Origin of the sequence: Marisediminitalea lipolytica (assembly GCF_001758465.1) — a bacterium.
Lineage (GTDB): Bacteria > Pseudomonadota > Gammaproteobacteria > Enterobacterales > Alteromonadaceae > Alteromonas > Alteromonas lipolytica.
The window spans coordinates 38,509-58,264 of the sequence record NZ_MJIC01000019.1 but is presented as its reverse complement, the minus strand read 5'-3'; the positions used below and the strand labels follow the sequence as shown (position 1 = coordinate 58,264).

Genomic DNA, 19,756 nt, shown 5'->3' with positions numbered 1-19,756 from the left:
TTTATGTGACCGGTCGCGAAGCGACAGAACACCACGGGTTTACCCGTGGATGAATGAGTCCGAGGCCTGTATGCTACGAAGATGGAAGTTCGAGTCTCATCACATGGTCTATATAGACTTCAATATCACGTCGTCTGGGTAACCAAATACAGGCGTCGGATACTGAAGCCTTTCGTCGTGGAGTATTTGCGCAAAGTGTTGCCGAAGCTGCTTCGAAGTATGCCCGGCGTAACGATAGAGCGAATGGGCTTTGATAATGACCATATGCACATGTTGATGGTCATTCCACCGAAATACTCGATAGCAGAAGTGATGGGTAAACTCAAAGCCCAGTCAGCGTCAAACATGAGAAAGACATTCAAATGGCTAGGAAAGGTCTATTGGAATGAAAATATTGTTTGGTCGCCGGGTTACTTTGTAAGCAGCGTAGGCTTAGACGAGCACACAATACGGAACTACGTTGAGCATCAAGGTCGGAAGGATTCAGATCAGCTCCGAATGGAGCTGTAACAGAAAGAACCCCGGGCATGCCCGGGGGAATCTATGTCTGTAATTTGCCGCTAAAAGCGGCCAATGCTGCCAAATAGTGTCTATTTAAGGTAAACTGCCGCCTTAAATAATAAATGCCGAAACCACTACAGGTATTCGGTGGATAACAACACTCTCAACTTTTAACGGCCAGGACCGCCGTATAATAAGAAAGGCAGAGGATACATTTTGACAGAAAAAACGAATCCATCATCAGCCGGCAATAATAAAGGCTGGTTTGCACGCTTTCTCGCCACGGTAGAATGGCTGGGAAACCTCCTTCCTCATCCGGTAACGCTGTTTGCCATGCTTGCAGTCGGCATCGTAATTTTAAGCGGAATCCTTGGTTACTTTGATGTCGCTGTAGCTGATCCACGGCCTGAGGGGGCTAAAGGGCGGGCTCCTGATGGCACCATCGAAGTTATCTCGTTGCTAAGCGCTGAGGGATTACAACGAATTGTGACCGGCTTAGTGACCAATTTTACCGGCTTTGCGCCATTGGGCACCGTTCTGGTGGCATTGCTTGGGGTATCGGTTGCCGAACATTCCGGGCTGTTATCTGCGGCAATGCGTTCGCTGGTAATGAATGCTTCAAAGCGTATGGTGACCTTTGCCATTGTGTTTGCCGGGATCATTTCAAACACGGCTTCTGAATTGGGCTATGTGGTACTTATTCCTCTGGCCGCGATAATTTTTCATGCCCTTGGCCGTCATCCTCTGGCTGGTCTGGCGGCGGCGTTTGCCGGTGTGTCTGCTGGCTACAGTGCCAACTTATTACTCGGTACGGTGGATCCGCTGCTTTCCGGCATTACCGAAGCTGCGGCGCATATGATCGATCCCGACTATACGGTAGGGCCTGAAGTTAACTGGTACTTTATGTTTATCAGTACCTTCCTGATTGCGCTTATGGGCACCCTGGTGACCGAGAAAATTGTTGAGCCAAGACTGGGGGTCTACGATGCCAGCGAAGCCTCAGAAAAGCTGGATGGCCAGAAAATGGAAGCGCCCAACGCGTTGGAAATGAAAGCCTTGAAATGGGCCGGTATTTCATTTGTGGTGGTGTGCGCCATTTTAGCGCTGACCATTGTGCCTGAGAATGGCATCTTACGGCATCCTGAGACGGGGGCTGTTGCCGGATCACCTTTCTTAAAAGGGATTGTTGCGTTTATTTTTATCACCTTTGCTGTGCCCGGTTTTGTCTACGGCCGCATTTCCGGTTCAATGAAAAATGACCGCGATATTATTAACGCCATGGCAAAAAGTATGAGTTCACTGGGGCTGTATATCACTTTGGTTTTCTTTGCCGCGCAATTTGTGGCGTTTTTTAAATGGACCAATCTTGGCACCGTGTTAGCGGTTGAGGGTGCCGCGCTGTTGCAACATCTGGGGCTGGATGGGCCTGAGGTCTTTATCCTGTTTATCGCCATGTGTGGCCTGGTCAATTTGTCGCTTGGCAGCGCGTCGGCACAATGGGCGGTGACTGCGCCGATATTTGTCCCCATGTTAATGCTGATTGGTTTTGCGCCGGAAGTGATTCAGGCTGCTTATCGCATTGGCGACTCGGTTACTAACGTTATTTCGCCTATGATGAGTTACTTTGGTTTAATCATGGCGATGGCCGCCAAGTATAAAAAAGACGTTGGTATGGGAACCCTGATTGCGATGATGTTGCCCTATTCCATGGTATTTATTGTCGGCTGGACTTTGTTATTTTATTTATGGGTGTTTGTACTGGGTATGCCAGTTGGACCGGGTGCGGCAACTTATTATCAGCCCTGACAGTCCAATTTAGTAATAAACACGTATTAGTAGCTGTTTATCTTTTTTAACTGAGATTCGTTATTTATGAAGTATGCCGGTAACGCGGGTTTTAGCCATCAACAGGCAGATAAAATTGGTGTGGTGATCACTAACCTGGGGACACCTGAAGCGCCTACTAAGGCTGCACTAAAACCGTACCTGAAGGAGTTTTTATCGGATCCCCGGGTGGTTGAAGTCCCCCGTTTAATCTGGTGGTTTATTCTCAACGGCATCATACTAAACATCCGTCCCAAACGTTCTGCGCAGGCATACGCCTCTGTGTGGTCAGAAGACGGCTCACCGCTGATGGTACACACCAAGGCGCAGGCCAGGGCTCTGGCTGAGCGCTGTGAGCGCGAGTTCGGCGACAACGTGGTGGTGGACTACGCCATGCGTTACGGCGAGCCGGCTGTGAACAAAGTAATCGAAAAGATGCTGGCAAACGGGGTGCGTAAACTGTTGGTTGTTCCGTTGTATCCGCAGTACAGTGCTTCAACGGTGGGCTCTACCTTTGATGCTATCGCCAGTGATTTTGTTAAGCGTCGCTGGTTACCGGATTTTCGTTTTGTGAGTCATTACCACGACCGGCCGGGCTATATAAAAGCGGTGGCTGACAGCATTCGTCAGCATTGGGATGCCTATGGTAGAGCCGACAGACTCATTTTGTCTTACCATGGTGTGCCAAAGCGTTACTTGCTGAATGGTGACCCGTATCACTGCGAATGTTTAAAAACATCACGACTGATAGCCGAAGAACTGGGCATGCAAAGTGGTGAGTATATGACCACCTTTCAGTCACGCTTTGGTCGTGAAGAGTGGCTTAAGCCTTATACTGACGAAACCCTGAAAGCCTTGCCGGCGGAAGGGGTTAAATCGGTACAGGTGGTATGCCCCGGATTCTCTGCTGATTGTCTGGAAACTATCGAAGAGATAGGCGAAGAAAACCGTGATTATTTTATGGAAGCGGGCGGTGAGCGTTATGAGTATATTCCGGCGCTAAACAGTGAACCTGCGCATATTAAGATGCTGTTCGATCTCGTAAAGGAAAACCTGCATGGCTGGCAGGTTGACCTGAATGTTCAACAGCGAGCTGAACTGGCCAGTAAACATGGATGTTCCAGATGACCGATTACACCGGCGTAGCACCCAAACCTCTGCTGAAAGCACAAAAACTGGCAAATTTGCTGGATACCTCTATCAGGATCCCGGTGATCAACTTTCGCATTGGCTTGGATGCACTGGTGGGGCTAATCCCCGGCGCTGGTGATGTCATTATGTTGCTGGTTTCTCTGCGTATCGTGCACCTGGGTAAGCAATTAGGGCTGCCTCGCGGCCTGCTTAAAGTAATGCTCCGCAATTGCTTACTGGACTTTGGCCTGGGGTTTATTCCCGTGGTCGGTGACATTGCCGACTTTTTCTACAAAGCTAATCAGGCCAACGTGCGAATAATGGAAAAGTACTGGGTTAGCAATAACAAAGCAGCCATAGACCAGCGCGCCCGGGAATTGCTGGATAACTGGAAAGCCGCACAATAAAGGCCAGCATATTGCCGTTGGTGCTGGCTTTAAACTAAACCATTTTGTCCATTCTACGTAGTTACTGGTAGTGTTACCCGTGCGCTGGCTGTTTTATACGGCCAGACCTTTTCTGCAGAAACTGAAAATAATAAAAACGATGCTGGATAAAAGTAAAAAAAGTGGCGAGTTGCGGCAGGAGAATGTCTCGGCTGAAGAGATAGCCCGTTTTGATGCGCTGGCTGAAAGCTGGTGGGATCCTGAGGGTAAATATAAAACGGCGCTGGCGTTTAATGCCGCACGCACCGGCTACATCCTTCATCAGCTGGCCCGTTGCCACGGCCGTAATCCAGAGGATAAAGACTGTTTACGTGGCCTGAGCCTGCTGGATGTGGGCTGTGGCGGCGGTCTGATAAGCGAGGCGTTGGCAGCAAAAGGTGCCAGGGTAACCGGTATTGACGCCAGCGCCACCAGTATTGAGGTGGCGAGGCGACACGCGGCACAATCCGGACTGGACATAGACTATCGCCACTGCCTGACCACCGATTTACTTAAGCAAGACTGGCGGTTTGATGTTGTGATCAATGCGGAGGTTGTTGAACACGTTCCGGACCAGGCCAGTTTAATAAGCCAGTGCGCCAGTTTGTTAAAGCCAGACGGCACACTGGTTCTGGCAACGCTTAACCGCACGCTGCTCTCCTGGTTTATTGCCATACTTGGTGCTGAATATGTAATGCGCTATCTACCGGTAGGCACACACGACTGGAAAATGTTCGTTAAACCATCAGAGATGGCGCAATGGCTGGCGCCAATGGCATTTGAACTAGTCAGTGAGACGGGTATGAAACTGAACCCGTTAACCGGCAAATGGCGACTGTCTCATTCTTTAGCGGTTAACTATATTCAGGTGTATCGTCGCAAATTTGTCAGTTGATTTAATCACCAATTCCATTAGGCTAAAAACACTCCCGGAATCAGGTGAACAGAATGAAACTTTACGATACGAAAACAGCCCCCAATCCTCGACGCGTTCGCATATTTTTGGCGGAAAAGGGCGTCGAGGTCGACAGCGTTCAAATTGATTTGAAAGGCGGGCAAAACCTGTCGCCTGAAATGCGGGCGAAAAACCCGACTGCCAAAATACCTATTCTGGAATTAGATGACGGTACTTGTATCAGCGAAAGCGACGCCATTTGCGCTTACCTTGAAGCGGTATATCCCGAACCGCCGTTAATGGGCTCTACTCCTTTAGAAAAAGGGGTAATCGCAATGTGGCAACGGCGGGTGGATTTGTGTCTTATGCAAACTGTGGTTCATTGTTTTCAGCACACTACCGGCTATTTTAGTGATCGGATGACGCCGGTTGCTGAGTACGGTGAGGTCGCCGGAAAAGACGCGGTGGCTTTTTTAGATGTACTTGAACAACAGCTCGCGACGACGAAATTTATTGCTGGTGAGCAGTTCTCGATAGCCGACATTATTGCCTTGTGCGCTATCGACTTTGCTCGCGTGGTAAAAATTCGCATTGGTGAAAACCAAACCAATCTGCAGCGTTGGTATGCCGAGGTAAGTTCCCGACCCAGTGCCCAGGCCTGATGAATCAGGTCTGCCTCATTGATATGTTGTAGCCACTCCGAATGAGCTGCTGGTAAAGACATCTATTGCTGACCAGCAGCTCGCAGACAAAAAGACTAAGCAGCCCCTTGAGAACAACAAACACTTTACTACTACGTTTTCTCGATTGATGTAAGGGTGGGTCCTTATCAATACATCAGAAACCACTTAGCCAAACCTAAAACTCGGTATGAGTAACAGTAAATAGCATACGTGGTTTGCTGCGCCACAAAATGAGAATTAGGTAGCGGTTGGTCTGCTCTTTGAGTGCTAAGGTAAAAGTATATTCCCGGGAAGCTTTATTGCAGTAAAGTATCAGGCCCTAAGTCTTACGTCTTCCTGACCATCAAATCGTTATTTAACTATCTTTTTCAGCTGCCGGTAGGTCTTATCATCCGGATAATGTTGTCCAAAGGCTTTTACCGCTTGCTGTAATGACGTTACGTCACGAAGCTGGTAAGCATACTTAGCCCAGGTCTGCAGCAAGTCGTAGTCACCGGGCCAGCGAGTCGCGGCACTAGCCAGTACTTCGACGGCCTGCTGGCGGCTTTGTTGTTGCCATAATGCCACTGCATAAACAAAGGCATACCGTGGTAACGCGTCCTTTGTACTCGCTGCCTTAGCCAGAAATGGCAACGCTGCAGCATAAGCTTGCTCGCGGATTTTTAGTAATCCATAAGCAAACTGCACTGCGCCGAGTTCTTTGCCGTAGCGTAAAGCGAGCTCAAGCTGATGCCTGGCTTGGTCTTCATTACCCAAACGGCGCAGAAAATCGGCATAGCTAAGTAAGCCCGGAATATATTGTGGATCTATTCTAAGGGCTTGCTCATAGGCGTTTATCGCCGCGGGGATGTCCTGTTGAAACTGTGCGATGTGAGCCAGGCCAAGGTTAGCGCCGGGGTTATCCTGCGTGCCTCGTAAAACCTGCTGATATTCCTCTAATAGTGCTGTTAGTGGAGGAGCTTTGATGAACCATTCAGGCGCGACAGTCAGAATAGTACCGGCCACTACGGCACGTACCGATTTAACCGGATCCTGACTCAATTTGAGCAAAATCGGGTAGCTCAGAGTCAAAGGTAAGCCGGCCGCAGCGCGAGCGGCGCTTTGCCTGGCAACAGGGTCCTGGTTGCTGGCCAGACTTGTAATGCTGTCTGTTGTACGCTCAGGTGCGATGACGACCATTTTTTCAATAAGCGCCGCTTTTTCCAATGACGGTAAGGCATTACGGTTGAGAAAAGTAAGTGCATCATTTATTGCCGTGCTGTCAAATTCAGCGAGTCGTTGGTTTAGTGCGGCCCAGTCGCCCAGCGTATCCGCTGACGCTCCGTCCCGTTTGGGCCAGGCTGTTAATGCTTGGTGTAGCCAGTCGTCAGACTCATCAACATGACAGACTTTACAGGGAGCGCTGCTGTTTGGATGTTTAATACCAGGGCGATGAAAACGATGGTCCCGGCGCGCATCAACACCCATGTAAACACGTTGCGGCATATGACAATCCAGACAGTTGGCTTGTGCATGACCATTAGTGTGCTGAGGTTGAGCAAATACCGCCGGCGCATGGCAGGTGTTACAAATCTGCGCACCGGGTAGCTTGGTTTGACCGGTATGCGGATCGTGGCAGTTGGTACAGGTAACGCCGGCTTCAGCCATTTTGCTTTGCAAAAAAGAGCCCAGGACAAACACTTCATCCTGTATCTGACCATCACTGAAATAGTTTGGCTCCGTTATACCCTCGAGCTGAAATTGCTGATGAAACGGTGCGGAGGAGACGGCAGCTTGTAAGTCTGCCCGACGACTGTGACAAGCGCCACAGGTTTCCAGGGCCAGTGATGGTTGCTGCATTGTTTCTGCCGCCCGGGCAATTGGATCACCGTCAACTAAATGGAAAGTCAGTTGTTTGCCTAACTCCTGCAGTCCGGTATGAGCGGGGGAGAAAGTGTGATTACGGATATGCTCTGTGTGTGCTTTACCTGGGCCGTGGCAGCTTTCGCAGGCTACATTAATGTCGCTCCAGGTAGATTGAAACTGATTGGTTTGACTATCGTAGTGCTTGTTAAAATCGGTAGTGTGACAGGCAGCGCAGCGGCTGTTCCAATTTTGATAATAGCCACTCCAGAAAAAAGGATGTTCCGGGTCGGTAACGTTCTCATCCTGTAACTGGAACCACCGTTGGCCACCTTGTGAAGCCGGACGACTGTCCCAGGCGACATCAAAAGCTTGTAAACGCCCGCCCCCGGTTTGCAGTAAATACTGCTGTAGTGGCTCGTAACCAAAGGTGTAACGCACCTGAAATGTTGTTTGTTTTCCCTCAGCGTCCAGCGTTTCGATAAAGTATTTTCCGTCGCGGGCAAAGAAGCGGGACGTGCGGCGGCCGAAACTGAAGGTTACATTTGAAAAATCACCTAAAACAAATTCCTGTTGAGCCGGTTGCATACTCTTAAAATGGTCGGAGTTTCGCCAGGCTTCGCCTTGCTGCTGATGACATGCAATACACGTTTGAGCGCCAACGTAATTTTCGTTTGCATTTACCAGGCCCGTCGTCTCCGCAAGAAAAAGTAGCAGGGTAAGTAACAACCCGTTAAAAAAGGATTTTATGATGTGCTCCAGACCAAAACGCAGTAGATATCAGACAGGCTTTATTGCATGTATCCGACTGGTTTTCAACCTACGATAGGCGGGAGATAAACAAGTGCCTTAAAGTTATTATTTCCCTCAATAACCGCTCCCCGCTTTGGTGGACTAAAAACAACCATAATCGGAGCAGTTTAATTAGCAGGGTAAAAAATGCTCTTCCTTGAGGACGTTATTGCGCAAGAGCGAGGTGTGTCTAAATTCGAACGTGTCAAAGCCCCTGGTCATGTGAATATTAAGCGTTTAGTTGACGTCATCAGCCACAGAATTGCCGAATATCCAGAAAGAGCTAATCTCATCGAGCGTGACATTGCAATACCTTTTCTGGTACGTAGCCGTTCATCAAGGCCCTATTGACAGGTAGCTTTGAAGTCGTCGAGTTACTGCTACCATGGCAGTTTGCTAAGCGGTAGGTGGGCTTGTCGGACTGATACTTACTATTTACTGTCATCGCAAACTGATTAAAAAAGGAAAAAATGACTGTCCGATTTATACAAATTAGTTGTTAATTTTTTCTTAAGGTAGCGTGTCGATTTTCTTTACAGTCTATGAGGTTTGTTTTTTTATACGGTTACAAATGCTTGAATAAAAGTTAATTTTAAAGTTGGCGCGAAAAATGTATTAATGGCAAATGCATAGGTTGAAAATAAAACAATGAGGATGTATTAATCATGCAAAAAGTCATATTGCTTTCCGTACTATATTTTGTCTCTTTTTTTGCAGTCGCAACACCAATAGAAATTCTAAGCGATGGTGGTTTTGAGGCTACAACCACGAAAAATACTGAATGGCCGATACCATTAGTAAGTATCGGGCAGTGGAGTGGCGATGGTTTTTCTATTGTTAGTGCCGAGTCTGGTGTGAATCCACTATCTGGCTCCGGGATGTACAAATTTTTAGGCAATAACCTGATTGGCGGTAACCATGACACTTACCAGATTATAGATGTTTCTGCATGGGCTACAGAGATTGACGCAGGTACTGCAACTATCGATTATTCTGCTTATTTTAATTCTGCTGGCATGGTAAGTGGACTTGGACTGTCCTTTTGGAGTTTACCTGCTTTCTCCGGTAGTTTGAGTGGTTATACAACAAAATTATTCGATAACTTTGGCAACGCCACAGATGCTGATGAGTCTACCTGGGAGCAGGTCTCCTATACGTCAATTTCCCTGGATGTAAATACCCGCTTTGTGGCTTTTGGGTTGCATTCCTTAACCAAAAACTCAGGGGCTTATGTTGATAATGCGTCCCTGACGCTTAATGTAGCTTCAACAGAGCCACAAACACCGGTTCCTGCACCGGGCGTACTCAGCCTTTTCGGTCTGGGGTTACTGGTAAGTGCAAAGCGCAAAAAAAGACAAGCATAAGAGCATCTGGTTATTCATAAACTGTAATCCATTAAAATACCTGCCCATCAGTGCAACTCTTAGTTAGCTGGTGGGTGATTAATCTTCAGTTAATCTGACTGCAGGTTTCTTTAAGGAAGTCTGTTCCGTCGATTCGCTCGTGTCATGGTACAGGCTTTTCCCAAGACGTCTGATGCTGCCTTTGATTTCCTTTATTCACATCCTCTGACTAATCAAAAACCGTCTTACTGTGCTCCGTGAAGAGTCAGAAAGGGTTAGCTGATACGATCCTTTACCCATATTGAATTCAAAACCGTTTTCTCTGGTTGCCTGCTGTGTCATTGAGTCACCGGTGTCCATGAGTTAAATGCCTATAAATCATCCTGGCAAAAATAGGAAAAAGTGCCAGCTATCACGCTATGTGTTTAGGTTTCAATAATGAGTCGGCGCGCATTCTCCAGGGTGTCGGCTTCACTGGCGGGCTTATCCCAACGGATCCGGTGAATGCGCGGAAAGCGCAGGGCTACGCCGGATTTGTGTCGGCTCGAAGGATGAATAGCATCAAATGCCACTTCCACTACCAGTGTCTTCTGGACTTCCCGCACCGGACCAAAGCGGCCAGTGGCGTTGCGCCGCACCCAGTTATCCAGCTTTTTTAGTTCTTCATCGGTAAAGCCCGAGTAGGCTTTGCCGATGGGCAGCAGTGTATCGCCTTGCCAAACGCCAAAAGTAAAATCTGAATAGTAGCTTGAGCGCTTACCATGACCGCGCTGGGCATACATAATAACCGCATCCAGATGCCGGGCTTCACGCTTCCACTTATACCACTGACCCACAGGACGGCCCGGCTGATAGAGGCTGTCTTTGCGCTTGAGCATCAGCCCTTCCACTCCCTGATCAGCCGAGGCGGCTTTGTATGCCAGTTGCAGTTCATCGAGGTTGTGCACCGGCAGTACCGGCGACAAAATTAACTTGTGATTGTCTGCTGCTGACAGCCACTGTTGCAGTATGTTGCGCCTTTCCTGCAGTGATAAAGCCGTCACGTCCTTATTGCCATCGTGGAGAATGTCATAAACTACCAACCCGGCAGGGCGCTCCCGCATGAGTTTTGCTGAGGGTTTCTTACGGTTTAAGCGCTGCTGTAAAGCATTGAATGTGTCGATTTGACCGTTGTTTATGATCAGTAATTCGCCATCTATAACCCCCTGGATATCCGTTGCTGTCAGCACATCTGCAAAGGCGTCACTGATATCGTCACCGGTACGACTGTAAAGTGCTTTGCCCTGTTCAGTGCACACCCACTGCACACGAATTCCATCGTATTTGTATTCAACCTGCCAGTCTGCTGCCGAGAGCCGGGAAATAGCATCTTCAGGCAACGGATGAGACAGCATAACCGGATGAAAAGTGACTGCGCCGGTTATATCCGGTTTGTCAGCGCGACCTTCCAGCCAGTCAAACAGCGAAGTATAAGGTGGCTCAAGGGCATGCCAGAGGGTTTCAATTTCGCTGACTTCCTTGTTGCCGTAGTCGGCCAGAATGCGCTTGACGCTGCGCGCCGAAAGGCCAACCCGAAGGCCCCGGGTTCCCAACTTAAGCAGTGACCAGCGTTGTTCTGCTGTCATGCCAGACAGATAGTGGTTAAGTAATACTTTAACCTCGTCCCGCTTAGCCTGGTTAAACTGATGAATCAGCGTGGTCAGTGACGGTAGTTCCACCGGTGCTGATGCATCCGGCCACAGATGCGCGACGGTTTCACTCATTTCGCCGACATAGTCATAACTCATGGCAAAAAGTTCGGGGTCTACCCGTTCCAGCATCAGCGTCTTTACTGCATTGCGTTTAAAAAATTCAAATTTCAATGTGCCCGCCAGTGCGGCAATGGCCCAGCCGCGATCGGGATCGGGCGTTGTTTTCAGGTAATGACGCAGCAGTCGGCTTTTTTCATTATTGCTGCTGGTAAAATACAGTTGCTGGAGGAGTTCGCTAAACGCTTTCATTAGTCCGTTGCATCCTCGTCATAGCCTATCAGGGACAGCGCCCTCGCTCTGACACCTTGTTTGGTTAGCTGATGAAGCAGCGCATCTTCGCGGCCATGGGTTATCCAGACTTCGCCCGGATTGACCTCGGCGATGGTGTCGAGCAGCGCCTGCCAGTCACAATGGTCTGAGACTACCAGCGGCAGTTCTACCTGGCGCTGGTGGGCCCGGGCACGAATTTGCATCCAGCCCGAAGCCATGGCTTTGCGTACTTGTGGTAACGAACGTGACCAGCGGTCGCTCAGCGCAGAAGGCGGTGCCAGTACAATTTTACCGGCTAGCTGTGTTTTATCTGCCACATCGCTTACGTCAGTCAGCGTGCCCAGTTTAATGCCCTGTTGTTGGTATAAATCACACAACTTGCGCTGAGCACCGTGCAAATATAGTGGTTCATCATAGCCAAGCGCCCGCAGTCCTAGGATCATGCGCTGACATTTACCCAGAGCATACACGCCCACTAAATGACAACGCTCAGGAAACAGTGCCAGTGACTGTAAGAGCTTCTGACATTCCTGTTCGATAGGTGGATGCCGGAATACCGGTAAGGCAAAGGTTGCCTCGGTGATAAATACGTCACAGGGTATGGCCTGAAAAGGCGGGCAGGTTGGGTCGGGCTGACGCTTGTAGTCGCCGGAAATAACCACTCTGGTCTGCCGGTACGTCAGCAGAATCTGTGCCGAGCCAAGAATATGGCCAGCAGGAAAAAAAGTGCAAAGGACCGGGTCGTCTTCGCTGCCCAGGCAAAAAGTTTGTTGGTACTCCATCGCCCGGGTTCTCTGCGCCATATCATTGCCATAGCGGGTATGCATAATAGCCAGTGTTTGCGCTGTGGTAATTACCTGCTGGTGACCGCTGATTGCGTGATCAGCATGACCATGGGTAATCAGAGCCAGTGTCACCGGCCGGGTTGGGTCGATGTAGGCATCGGCAGGCACACAATATAGCCCTTCCTCGCGGGGCTGTAACCATTGATCAGCTTGCAAAAGCGCTCCTGTGTTGTGGCAATAGAGCTTCTTTTACGCAGGGCTGTGCATAACGGCTCAGTAGCCGCCTTTCACAATATAATATTCGCCGTCTGAGGTGAGCGAAACATGGAGTTGAGATACCTCTTCCATGGTCTTACGACCGACTTTAATGTCTTTAGCCAGACAGGTGCTTTGCTGGTATGCCATGCCGTCGGCGAAGGGGGCTTCGAAGGCGACACTTTTTAAAAAGCGATAGCATTTTTGCTGGCTATCAAAACTGATTAGCCGGCTCATAGGGACATCACCGAGGGTTCGTCCGATGGTGGGCAACTGAGCTTCTGAGCATGCAGTCAGCAGCAAAAGGCCTAATGCAGGCAGCCCGGTAAATGGTAATCTCATGACACGCTGATTTCTGGTTGGTAGTAAGCAGAGTTAATAGTATACCCGCATTCGCGAGTTTCCTGCTATGGCCAGTAAACCGCTTTTAGCAAAACGGCGTATTAACTATTTACTTTACGTTATGGTTTCTGGATTTTTGAGCGCGTTGTTACCTGCCGAATTCGCTGCCTGGTTTGCTTCTCAGGGCTGGGCTGTGCGGCCCTATCAACAAACTATGCTGGAGCGAGCCAGGGATGGTCAGGCCACACTTCTTATTGCGCCCACCGGGGCGGGTAAAACCCTGTCGGGATTCTTACCTGCGCTGGTAGATATGCAGCACGAAACTGCTGAATACCTGCATACCTTGTATATTTCGCCCTTAAAAGCGCTAACCCAGGATATTCACCGTAACCTGCTGCGCCCGATAGAGGAGATGACGCTACCGATAACGGTAGAAACCCGAACTGGCGATACCCCCTCGCACAAGCGCCAGCGCCAGCGTAAACGCCCGCCGCATATTTTGCTTACTACGCCCGAATCACTGATGCTGATGCTCTCCTACGCCGATGCACCTAAAATCTTTGGCAGGCTTAAATATGTCATTATCGACGAAGTTCACAGCCTGATTGGCAATAAGCGCGGTGATTTCACAACGCTGGCGTTAGCGAGACTGCAAACACTGGCTCCAGGCTATCTGCGGGTCGGTTTGTCTGCCACGGTGGCAAAACCGGCGTTGGTGGCCAGCTGGCTGGGGCCAACCGGCGAGCCGGTTGGCTTGTTAGAAGTCGCCGATACGGCCAAACCCAATATTGCAATTTTACAGTCAGCCCAGCGCATGCCCTTTGGTGGCTTTATGGCGAAATATGCTATTGCTGACATTTACCAGACCATCGCAAAGGCGGGGACTACGCTGGTGTTTGTAAACACCCGGGCGCAGGCGGAGTTGCTATTTCAACTGCTGTGGTCAGAGAATTCCCAGGTATTGCCCATCGCGCTTTATCACGGTTCGTTAAGTAAAGAGCAGCGGCGCAAAACTGAAGAAATGATGGCTTCGGGGAAGTTACGGGCCATTGTTACCACGTCGGCACTGGAACTGGGGATTGATTGGGGCGATGTAGACCTGGTTATTCAGGTAGGTGCGCCAAAAGGCGTCAGCCGTTTATTGCAGCGTATCGGGCGTGCTAATCACCGGTTTGACGAGGCAAGTCAGGCGCTGTTGGTGCCTGCAAACCGGTTTGAAGCACTGGAGTGTCAGGCAGCAATCGATGCTATAGCACAGGGGGCCCGGGATGGCGCCAGCGTACAATCCGGTGCCATGGACATCATTCCGCAGTTTATTATTAATTGTGCCTGTTCGGCGGCAGTAACCCCGCAGGAGCTGTACCAGCAAATTCTTAATGCCGCGCCGTATCAGGGCTTATCTGAGGACGAATTTAACCAGCTGTGGCAATTCAGTGTGGATGGCGGCTACGCGCTGCAAGCTTATGAGCGCTACCAGCGCTTAACAGAGCAGGACGATGGCAGCTATAAACCCGCCAGCTTGAGGGTTGTGCAACGCCACCGGCAAAACATCGGCACTATCGTGGAGGCGGGCAAGCTTAAGGTCAAACGCATCAGGCGCGGCAATCAGGGTAAAATTATTGGTGAGGTAGAAGAATACTTCGCGCAACAACTTACGCCGGGTGACACCTTTTTATTTGCCGGCGAGATGCTGCGCTTCGAAGGGATCCGTGATATGCAGCTGCACGCCCGCCCGGATAAAGGTAAAGAACCGAAAATACCCAGTTACGTTGGCGGTCAGCTACCGCTGTCTACCTACCTGGCGGATGGTGTCAGGCGGCTGCTTAACCAACCCGGGCACTGGTCGGCACTACCGCAACAGGTACAGGAATGGCTGGCGTTGCAACAGGCGTATTCAAAAATACCGGCACCGGATAAGGTGTTGATTGAGCAGTTTCCATACCGGCGGGCGTATTATTCACTCTATTATACTTTTGAGGGTCGTAAGGCCAATCAGACTCTGGGTATGTTGATCACCCGCCGAATGGAAAAGCTCGGTCTGAAGCCATTAAGTTTTAGCGTAACCGATTACGGCCTGTCGGTCTGCGCGTTAAAGCCGCTTGATGAGTCGCATATCGCCAGCCTGTTCCAGCCGGACATACTGGGCGACGAACTGGAAGACTGGATGCTGAATGCGCCAATGCTTAAACGCTCGTTTCGCCAGGTGGCGATAGTCAGCGGGCTTACCGAACAACGCTATCACAGTACCCGCAAGACCATGAAGCAGGTCACCTTTTCCACCGACCTGATTTACGATACCCTGCGGCAATATGAGCCGGATCATATATTACTAAAGGTGGCGCGTGAGGATGCAGAAAGAGAGTTGCTTGATCTTCGTCGATTAGCGGATACTTTGATTCGATTTGTCGGTAAAACTGATTTTATTGATTTACCAAAGGTGTCTCCTATGGCTATTCCTATTGTACTGGATGTACGCAGCGAACAGGTAAAAGGTGCTGGTGAGCAAGCGCTGCTGGATCAGGCTGCACTCTATGCCGAAGCGGAGTCTATGCTGGACGAAGTGCGTGAATTGTTATCTTCGGCTCAACCCTAACTGAGTTTTATGCTGTCAGAATCTCAACTGCAACCTCTTATCCTCGCCAGACAAGTTCTGCCTTTTCGCTTTGGCGAAAGTGTGTGGCTGCTTGATCATCGGGCGGCGGTTTACTGGCCTGAGCAGGATTGCCTGTTAATCGCCGATCTGCACTTTGAGAAGGGCAGTTTTCTCTCTCAGTATGCCTCACCAATACCGCGTTATGACTCAAAATCGACGTTGCAGACCATAGCTGAACTGATAACGACTTACAGCCCTGAACGAGTGCTCTGTCTGGGTGATAGTTTTCATGATATCGGTGCATTTAGCCGTCTTTTGCCCGAAGATTTGCAACAATTAAACACAATCGTTGCCAGTGTGCCGTGCTGGAACTGGCTGGTGGGAAATCATGATCCTGCCATTCCGGCATCTATTCCAGGCCACCGGGACGAAACCCTGATACTGATAACCCGCGGGGGAAAACAGATAAAATGCCAGCATATTCCGGATACATCTGATGCTTTACAAATAGCCGGGCATTATCACCCTAAGGCTCTGCTGACTACGCCGGTAAGGCGTTTTCGGGGCAAGGCGTTAGTGACGACTGAGAACCTGATGTTGCTACCTGCGCTTGGGCAGTATACCGGTGGGCTGAATATCGAAGATGGAGTGTTAACCGCACTGGCGCCCAAAAGGGCTCGCCAGTGCTACTTACTTTGCGAGCAGCGCGTGCTGGCGCTGCCGAAAGGGAGTTAAGCTTTTTAGTCGCGCCAGCGTTTAACGATTTCGCCATAGTAGTCGATTCGGCGGTCGCGGAAATATGGCCAGATGCGCTTAACCTGCTCGGTGCGGGTCATATCAAGCTCAACTAACAGGGTTTCTTCCTTGTCGCTGCTGGCCTGAGCCAGCACTTCGCCCTGCGGCCCGGCAACAAAACTTTGCCCCCAGAACTGGATCCCTGGATCGCCATCGGTAGGAGAGGCTTCAAATCCGGTCCGGTTAGCCACAACTACGGGCACTGAGTTAGCCACTGCATGGGCACGCTGAATGGTATGCCAGGCATCGTGTTGACGCAGACGTTCATCTTCTGTGTCTGTCATATCCCAACCAATGGCGGTGGGGTAAAACAAAATTTCAGCACCAGCCATGGCCATTAAACGGGCGGCTTCCGGATACCATTGATCCCAGCACACTAATACGCCCAGCTTGCCTATGCTGGTTTGGATTGGCTCAAAGCCCATATCCCCCGGCGTAAAGTAAAACTTCTCGTAAAACCCCGGATCGTCCGGAATGTGCATTTTGCGGTATTTCCCGGCAATTTCACGGCTGCGATCAAACACCACCGCGGTGTTGTGATATAGCCCTGAGCCGCGTTTTTCAAACAAAGACGTTACCAGCACGATGTTGTGCTTTGCAGCAATTTCACCGAAAAAGTCAGTGGCAGGGCCTGGAATTGGCTCGGCCAAATCAAACGCATCGGTATCTTCGTTCTGGCAGAAATACAGCGTACTGTGCAACTCCTGAAGCAGGATAAGTTCTGCTCCCTGTTCAGCCAGCTCGGCAATTCTTGCAGCGCTTTTATTCCAGTTGGTGGCTTTGTCGTTGTCGGCGACAGACTGCTGTACCAGTCCAACCTTAATTTTGCGCTCAGACATAACGGGTCACTCCTGAATTTAACTGATGGATGACATCAGTAGTTAATGTATTACATGGCACTTGCATCGAAATACAGTGCAGACTGCCAAACTGTTGGACCAGTGTGGCACAATTAACGGGCACGATGTCGTGATGCGGGAATGCCTGTTGCATCACGGCTACCGCATCGCTGTCTTCCGGCTGACCATAAACCGGCAGTAAAACAGTATGATTACAGATTAAATAGTTAGCGTAAGACGCCGGCAATCTGTCGCCATCTTCGTTAAACATGGCTGGTAGTGGCAGTAAATACAACTCATGATCCGGGAAGGCCGCAGCACATTCCTGCACCAGTGCTGCTAATCCTTCATAATGGCTGTCATCGGGACGATTCTCTGCCGCCTGAATGACCAACCCTGCGGTTGGGGTAAAGCGTACCAGGGTATCAATATGACCATCGGTGTCATCACCTTCTAAATGGCCATGTTCAAAAATGGTAAACGTTGAGCAACCCAGGTAGGTGGTAAATTCCTGTTGGTAAGCATCGGCTTGCATGTCGCCGTTGCGCTCAGGGTTAAACAGGCATGATGCCGTCGACAACAGATTCCCCTTGTCGTCGATTTCCAATGCTCCACCTTCTGCAACGATGGAAGATGTTCGTAGCGGTTCGCGACACAATGGCGCAAGGTAGCGTTTATTAACTTCGTTATCCTTGCTCGCATCAAATTTATTCCCCCAACCGTTAAAGCTAAACTCTACGGGGAAAGGAGCATCGGTACTGCCACAGCTTAAAAAAGCAAAATCCCTGGCCCAGGTATCGTTATAGTCGGCCTGAATCAACATCACTTTGGCGTCACTTAACAGGCGTGACTCCACATCGGCCATGTCGTCTTCACGGCACAGCAGGATTACGCCAGTCTGACTCGCATTAATGACGCGAATAATGGACAGGTAGGTTTGTCTGACGTCTTCCAGCCAGGGCGCCCAGTCGGTGTCCTGGTGAGGCCATGCCAGAATAATGGCTTCGCTGGCTTTCCATTCGGGAATGAGTGAAGTGGTCACGTGGTTTCCTGATTAAGTGTTTGAAATCGCGATTATACGCGGCCCAAAACAAGTGGCCAATGGTTTACACGACCAGCTGCCATTATTTTAAGTTTCGACCGCCATTTAAGTGCAGCGTCTGGCCGGTGACGTAATCCGCAGACAGCAAATAATTCACCGCTTTTACGGCTTCCTGTGCGCCTGGTACCATGCCCAGCAAGTTTTTGTTCAGTGCTTTGTCACGGTATTCCTGGGTATCATCGTCATTAAACATCACCAGCGACGGAGCGATACTGTTGACCTTAACATGAGGGGCAAATACCCGGGCAAAGGATAAGGTCAGATTATGCAAGGCGGCTTTGCTGGCAGCATAGGCAATGTGGTTTTCACTGCCGGTTTCCTGCACGTAGTCAGTCATATGAATAATATCGGTTAGCTGGTCACTGTCGTTAACTAAAGCATCTTTAAGTGCCAGGTTTAGCTGGTAGGGGGCACTGGTATGCACCATCATCATGTCATTCATCAGTTTGCCAGGGTCACGCTCGGGACTTTCCGGTACCCAATCCGACGCATTATGGATAATGCCCCGTAACGCCGGCGCTACGCGTTTTATTTCGTCTATTGCTCGCGAAATACCCTGCTGAGTGCTAAAATCCGCCTCCAACACAATTGCACCGGCATTTTTCAGCTGGTCGACAGACGATTTATGTCGTCGGTATGTGATGATGACCGGTTGGTCCTGCGCCAGTAAATCCAGGGCTATAGCAAGCCCCAGGCGCTGACTCCCGCCGGTGATGAGAATAGGTAAAGACAAAAATACCTCCGATAATTTTGGTACTAATTACGACTTTACACGGATTGCAGATCGTTTTAATGACAAATTAACAGGTTATTATTTTAATCCTAATCTGTGGTCCAGGCAGTATAAGCAGAGTTAGTCGTTGTTACGGAATGAGTGAATGTTAGCAAAAGAAGCGGTTGTTGTGCGCGATGCAGTAAAACTGGGCATCTCCAAAGAGGCACTACTGGTACATGAAGCGCTGGTGGATAAAGGCCTGGAAACGCCTATGTTAGAAAATGGTCTTAGCGACGATGCTAAGCGCCAGCGGATTGAACGCGCCATGCGGGACGTGATGGAAACACTCGGCCTGGATTTAACCGATGACAGTCTGGCGGAGACCCCCGAGCGCATCGCTAAAATGTATGTTGATGAGATTTTTTCGGGACTGGATTACCGCAAATTTCCTAAAATCACCCAGATTGAAAATAAAATGCAGGTTGGCCAGCCGGTTCAGGTAAGCGATATCAGTCTTACCAGTACCTGTGAGCACCATTTTGTCACTATTGATGGTACAGCGACGGTGGCCTACATTCCTAAAGACACCGTGATTGGCTTATCCAAGATAAATCGTCTGGTTGGCTTTTTTGCGCAACGTCCACAGGTACAGGAGCGCCTGACTCAACAGGTACTGGTGGCACTGCAAGCACTCACCGGTACTGAGGATGTGGCTGTAGTTATTAATGCAACACATTACTGTGTGAAAGCCCGTGGTATTCGGGACAGCCTGTCCTACACCAAAACATCAGCGCTGGGAGGCCAGTTTTTGGCTGATGCGCAGTTACGCCGGGAATTTTTTGGCAACTAATGGCCGGGTAATAAATAGCGAAA

17 protein-coding genes are annotated in these 19,756 nt (G+C 49.8%); 10 read left to right on the top strand and 7 right to left on the bottom strand.

What is annotated here, in order from left to right; translation table 11 throughout:
- Window positions 1-81 precede the first annotated feature (81 nt).
- From tnpA to BFC17_RS21015, 6 genes are all read left to right on the top strand, one after another.
- Complete coding sequence (tnpA, locus tag BFC17_RS21040) at window positions 82-510, top strand: IS200/IS605 family transposase (protein ID WP_070174559.1); 429 nt, start codon at window positions 82-84, stop codon at window positions 508-510.
- Window positions 511-714: 204 nt separating this feature from the next.
- Window positions 715-2,307 (top strand): AbgT family transporter, encoded by a 1,593-nt coding sequence (locus BFC17_RS21035; RefSeq protein ID WP_070178495.1) that lies wholly within the window; start codon window positions 715-717, stop codon window positions 2,305-2,307.
- A gap of 66 nt (window positions 2,308-2,373) precedes the next feature.
- The gene (hemH, locus tag BFC17_RS21030; protein WP_070178494.1) at window positions 2,374-3,453 is read left to right on the top strand and encodes a ferrochelatase; all 1,080 of its coding nucleotides are present in this window, start codon (window positions 2,374-2,376) and stop codon (window positions 3,451-3,453) included.
- On the top strand, window positions 3,450-3,863 hold the full coding sequence (locus BFC17_RS21025; protein ID WP_070178493.1) for a DUF4112 domain-containing protein: 414 nt from the start codon (window positions 3,450-3,452) through the stop codon (window positions 3,861-3,863). Before hemH ends, BFC17_RS21025 begins: the two co-directional genes overlap by 4 nt.
- 139 nt (window positions 3,864-4,002) lie before the next feature.
- Window positions 4,003-4,776: a bifunctional 2-polyprenyl-6-hydroxyphenol methylase/3-demethylubiquinol 3-O-methyltransferase UbiG gene (gene ubiG / locus BFC17_RS21020; protein ID WP_070178499.1), complete on the top strand. Its 774-nt coding sequence runs from the start codon at window positions 4,003-4,005 to the stop codon at window positions 4,774-4,776.
- 53 nt (window positions 4,777-4,829) lie between these two features.
- Window positions 4,830-5,438: a glutathione S-transferase family protein gene (locus tag BFC17_RS21015; protein WP_070178492.1), complete on the top strand. Its 609-nt coding sequence runs from the start codon at window positions 4,830-4,832 to the stop codon at window positions 5,436-5,438.
- A 372-nt stretch (window positions 5,439-5,810) separates the two neighbouring features.
- Here BFC17_RS21015 and BFC17_RS21010 read toward each other — a convergent pair whose 3' ends face one another.
- The gene (locus BFC17_RS21010; RefSeq protein ID WP_070178491.1) at window positions 5,811-8,030 is read right to left on the bottom strand and encodes a cytochrome c3 family protein; all 2,220 of its coding nucleotides are present in this window, start codon (window positions 8,028-8,030) and stop codon (window positions 5,811-5,813) included.
- A 728-nt stretch (window positions 8,031-8,758) separates the two neighbouring features.
- On the opposite strand from BFC17_RS21010, the gene BFC17_RS21000 reads away from it, so the two are divergent.
- Window positions 8,759-9,457 carry a PEP-CTERM sorting domain-containing protein gene (locus tag BFC17_RS21000; protein ID WP_070178489.1) on the top strand — a complete coding sequence of 233 codons (699 nt, stop codon included), beginning with the start codon at window positions 8,759-8,761 and terminating at the stop codon, window positions 9,455-9,457.
- 404 nt (window positions 9,458-9,861) lie between these two features.
- On the opposite strand, the gene BFC17_RS20995 is transcribed toward BFC17_RS21000, so the two are convergent.
- The 3 genes from BFC17_RS20995 to BFC17_RS20985 are packed head-to-tail and all read right to left on the bottom strand — an operon-like array spanning window position 9,862 to window position 12,839.
- Window positions 9,862-11,436, bottom strand: a complete 1,575-nt coding sequence (locus BFC17_RS20995) for a cisplatin damage response ATP-dependent DNA ligase (RefSeq protein ID WP_070178488.1) — start codon at window positions 11,434-11,436, stop codon at window positions 9,862-9,864.
- Window positions 11,436-12,458 carry a ligase-associated DNA damage response exonuclease gene (locus tag BFC17_RS20990; RefSeq protein ID WP_070178487.1) on the bottom strand — a complete coding sequence of 341 codons (1,023 nt, stop codon included), beginning with the start codon at window positions 12,456-12,458 and terminating at the stop codon, window positions 11,436-11,438. Before BFC17_RS20990 ends, BFC17_RS20995 begins: the two co-directional genes overlap by 1 nt.
- Before the next feature lie 57 nt (window positions 12,459-12,515).
- Window positions 12,516-12,839 (bottom strand): hypothetical protein, encoded by a 324-nt coding sequence (locus tag BFC17_RS20985; RefSeq protein ID WP_070178486.1) that lies wholly within the window; start codon window positions 12,837-12,839, stop codon window positions 12,516-12,518.
- Between the two features lie 136 nt (window positions 12,840-12,975).
- On the opposite strand from BFC17_RS20985, the gene BFC17_RS20980 reads away from it, so the two are divergent.
- Both BFC17_RS20980 and pdeM read left to right on the top strand, forming a co-directional pair.
- Window positions 12,976-15,432: a ligase-associated DNA damage response DEXH box helicase gene (locus BFC17_RS20980; RefSeq protein ID WP_229681122.1), complete on the top strand. Its 2,457-nt coding sequence runs from the start codon at window positions 12,976-12,978 to the stop codon at window positions 15,430-15,432.
- A 9-nt stretch (window positions 15,433-15,441) separates the two neighbouring features.
- On the top strand, window positions 15,442-16,167 hold the full coding sequence (gene pdeM, locus BFC17_RS20975; protein WP_070178485.1) for a ligase-associated DNA damage response endonuclease PdeM: 726 nt from the start codon (window positions 15,442-15,444) through the stop codon (window positions 16,165-16,167).
- A gap of 5 nt (window positions 16,168-16,172) precedes the next feature.
- Here the strand turns inward: pdeM and BFC17_RS20970 are convergent, their stop codons facing one another.
- The 3 genes from BFC17_RS20970 to folM all read right to left on the bottom strand — a co-directional run bounded on the left by BFC17_RS20970 (window position 16,173) and on the right by folM (window position 18,901).
- Entirely contained in the window at window positions 16,173-17,066 is an 894-nt protein-coding gene (locus BFC17_RS20970; protein WP_070178484.1) for a carbon-nitrogen hydrolase, read from the bottom strand.
- On the bottom strand, window positions 17,059-18,108 hold the full coding sequence (locus BFC17_RS20965) for an agmatine deiminase family protein (protein WP_070178483.1): 1,050 nt from the start codon (window positions 18,106-18,108) through the stop codon (window positions 17,059-17,061). Before BFC17_RS20965 ends, BFC17_RS20970 begins: the two co-directional genes overlap by 8 nt.
- A gap of 82 nt (window positions 18,109-18,190) precedes the next feature.
- Window positions 18,191-18,901, bottom strand: coding sequence for a dihydromonapterin reductase (gene folM, locus BFC17_RS20960; RefSeq protein WP_070178482.1), 711 nt, complete (start codon window positions 18,899-18,901; stop codon window positions 18,191-18,193).
- A gap of 145 nt (window positions 18,902-19,046) precedes the next feature.
- On the opposite strand from folM, the gene folE reads away from it, so the two are divergent.
- Window positions 19,047-19,733, top strand: a complete 687-nt coding sequence (gene folE, locus BFC17_RS20955) for a GTP cyclohydrolase I FolE (protein ID WP_070178481.1) — start codon at window positions 19,047-19,049, stop codon at window positions 19,731-19,733.
- The last annotated feature ends 23 nt before the right edge of the window (window positions 19,734-19,756 follow it).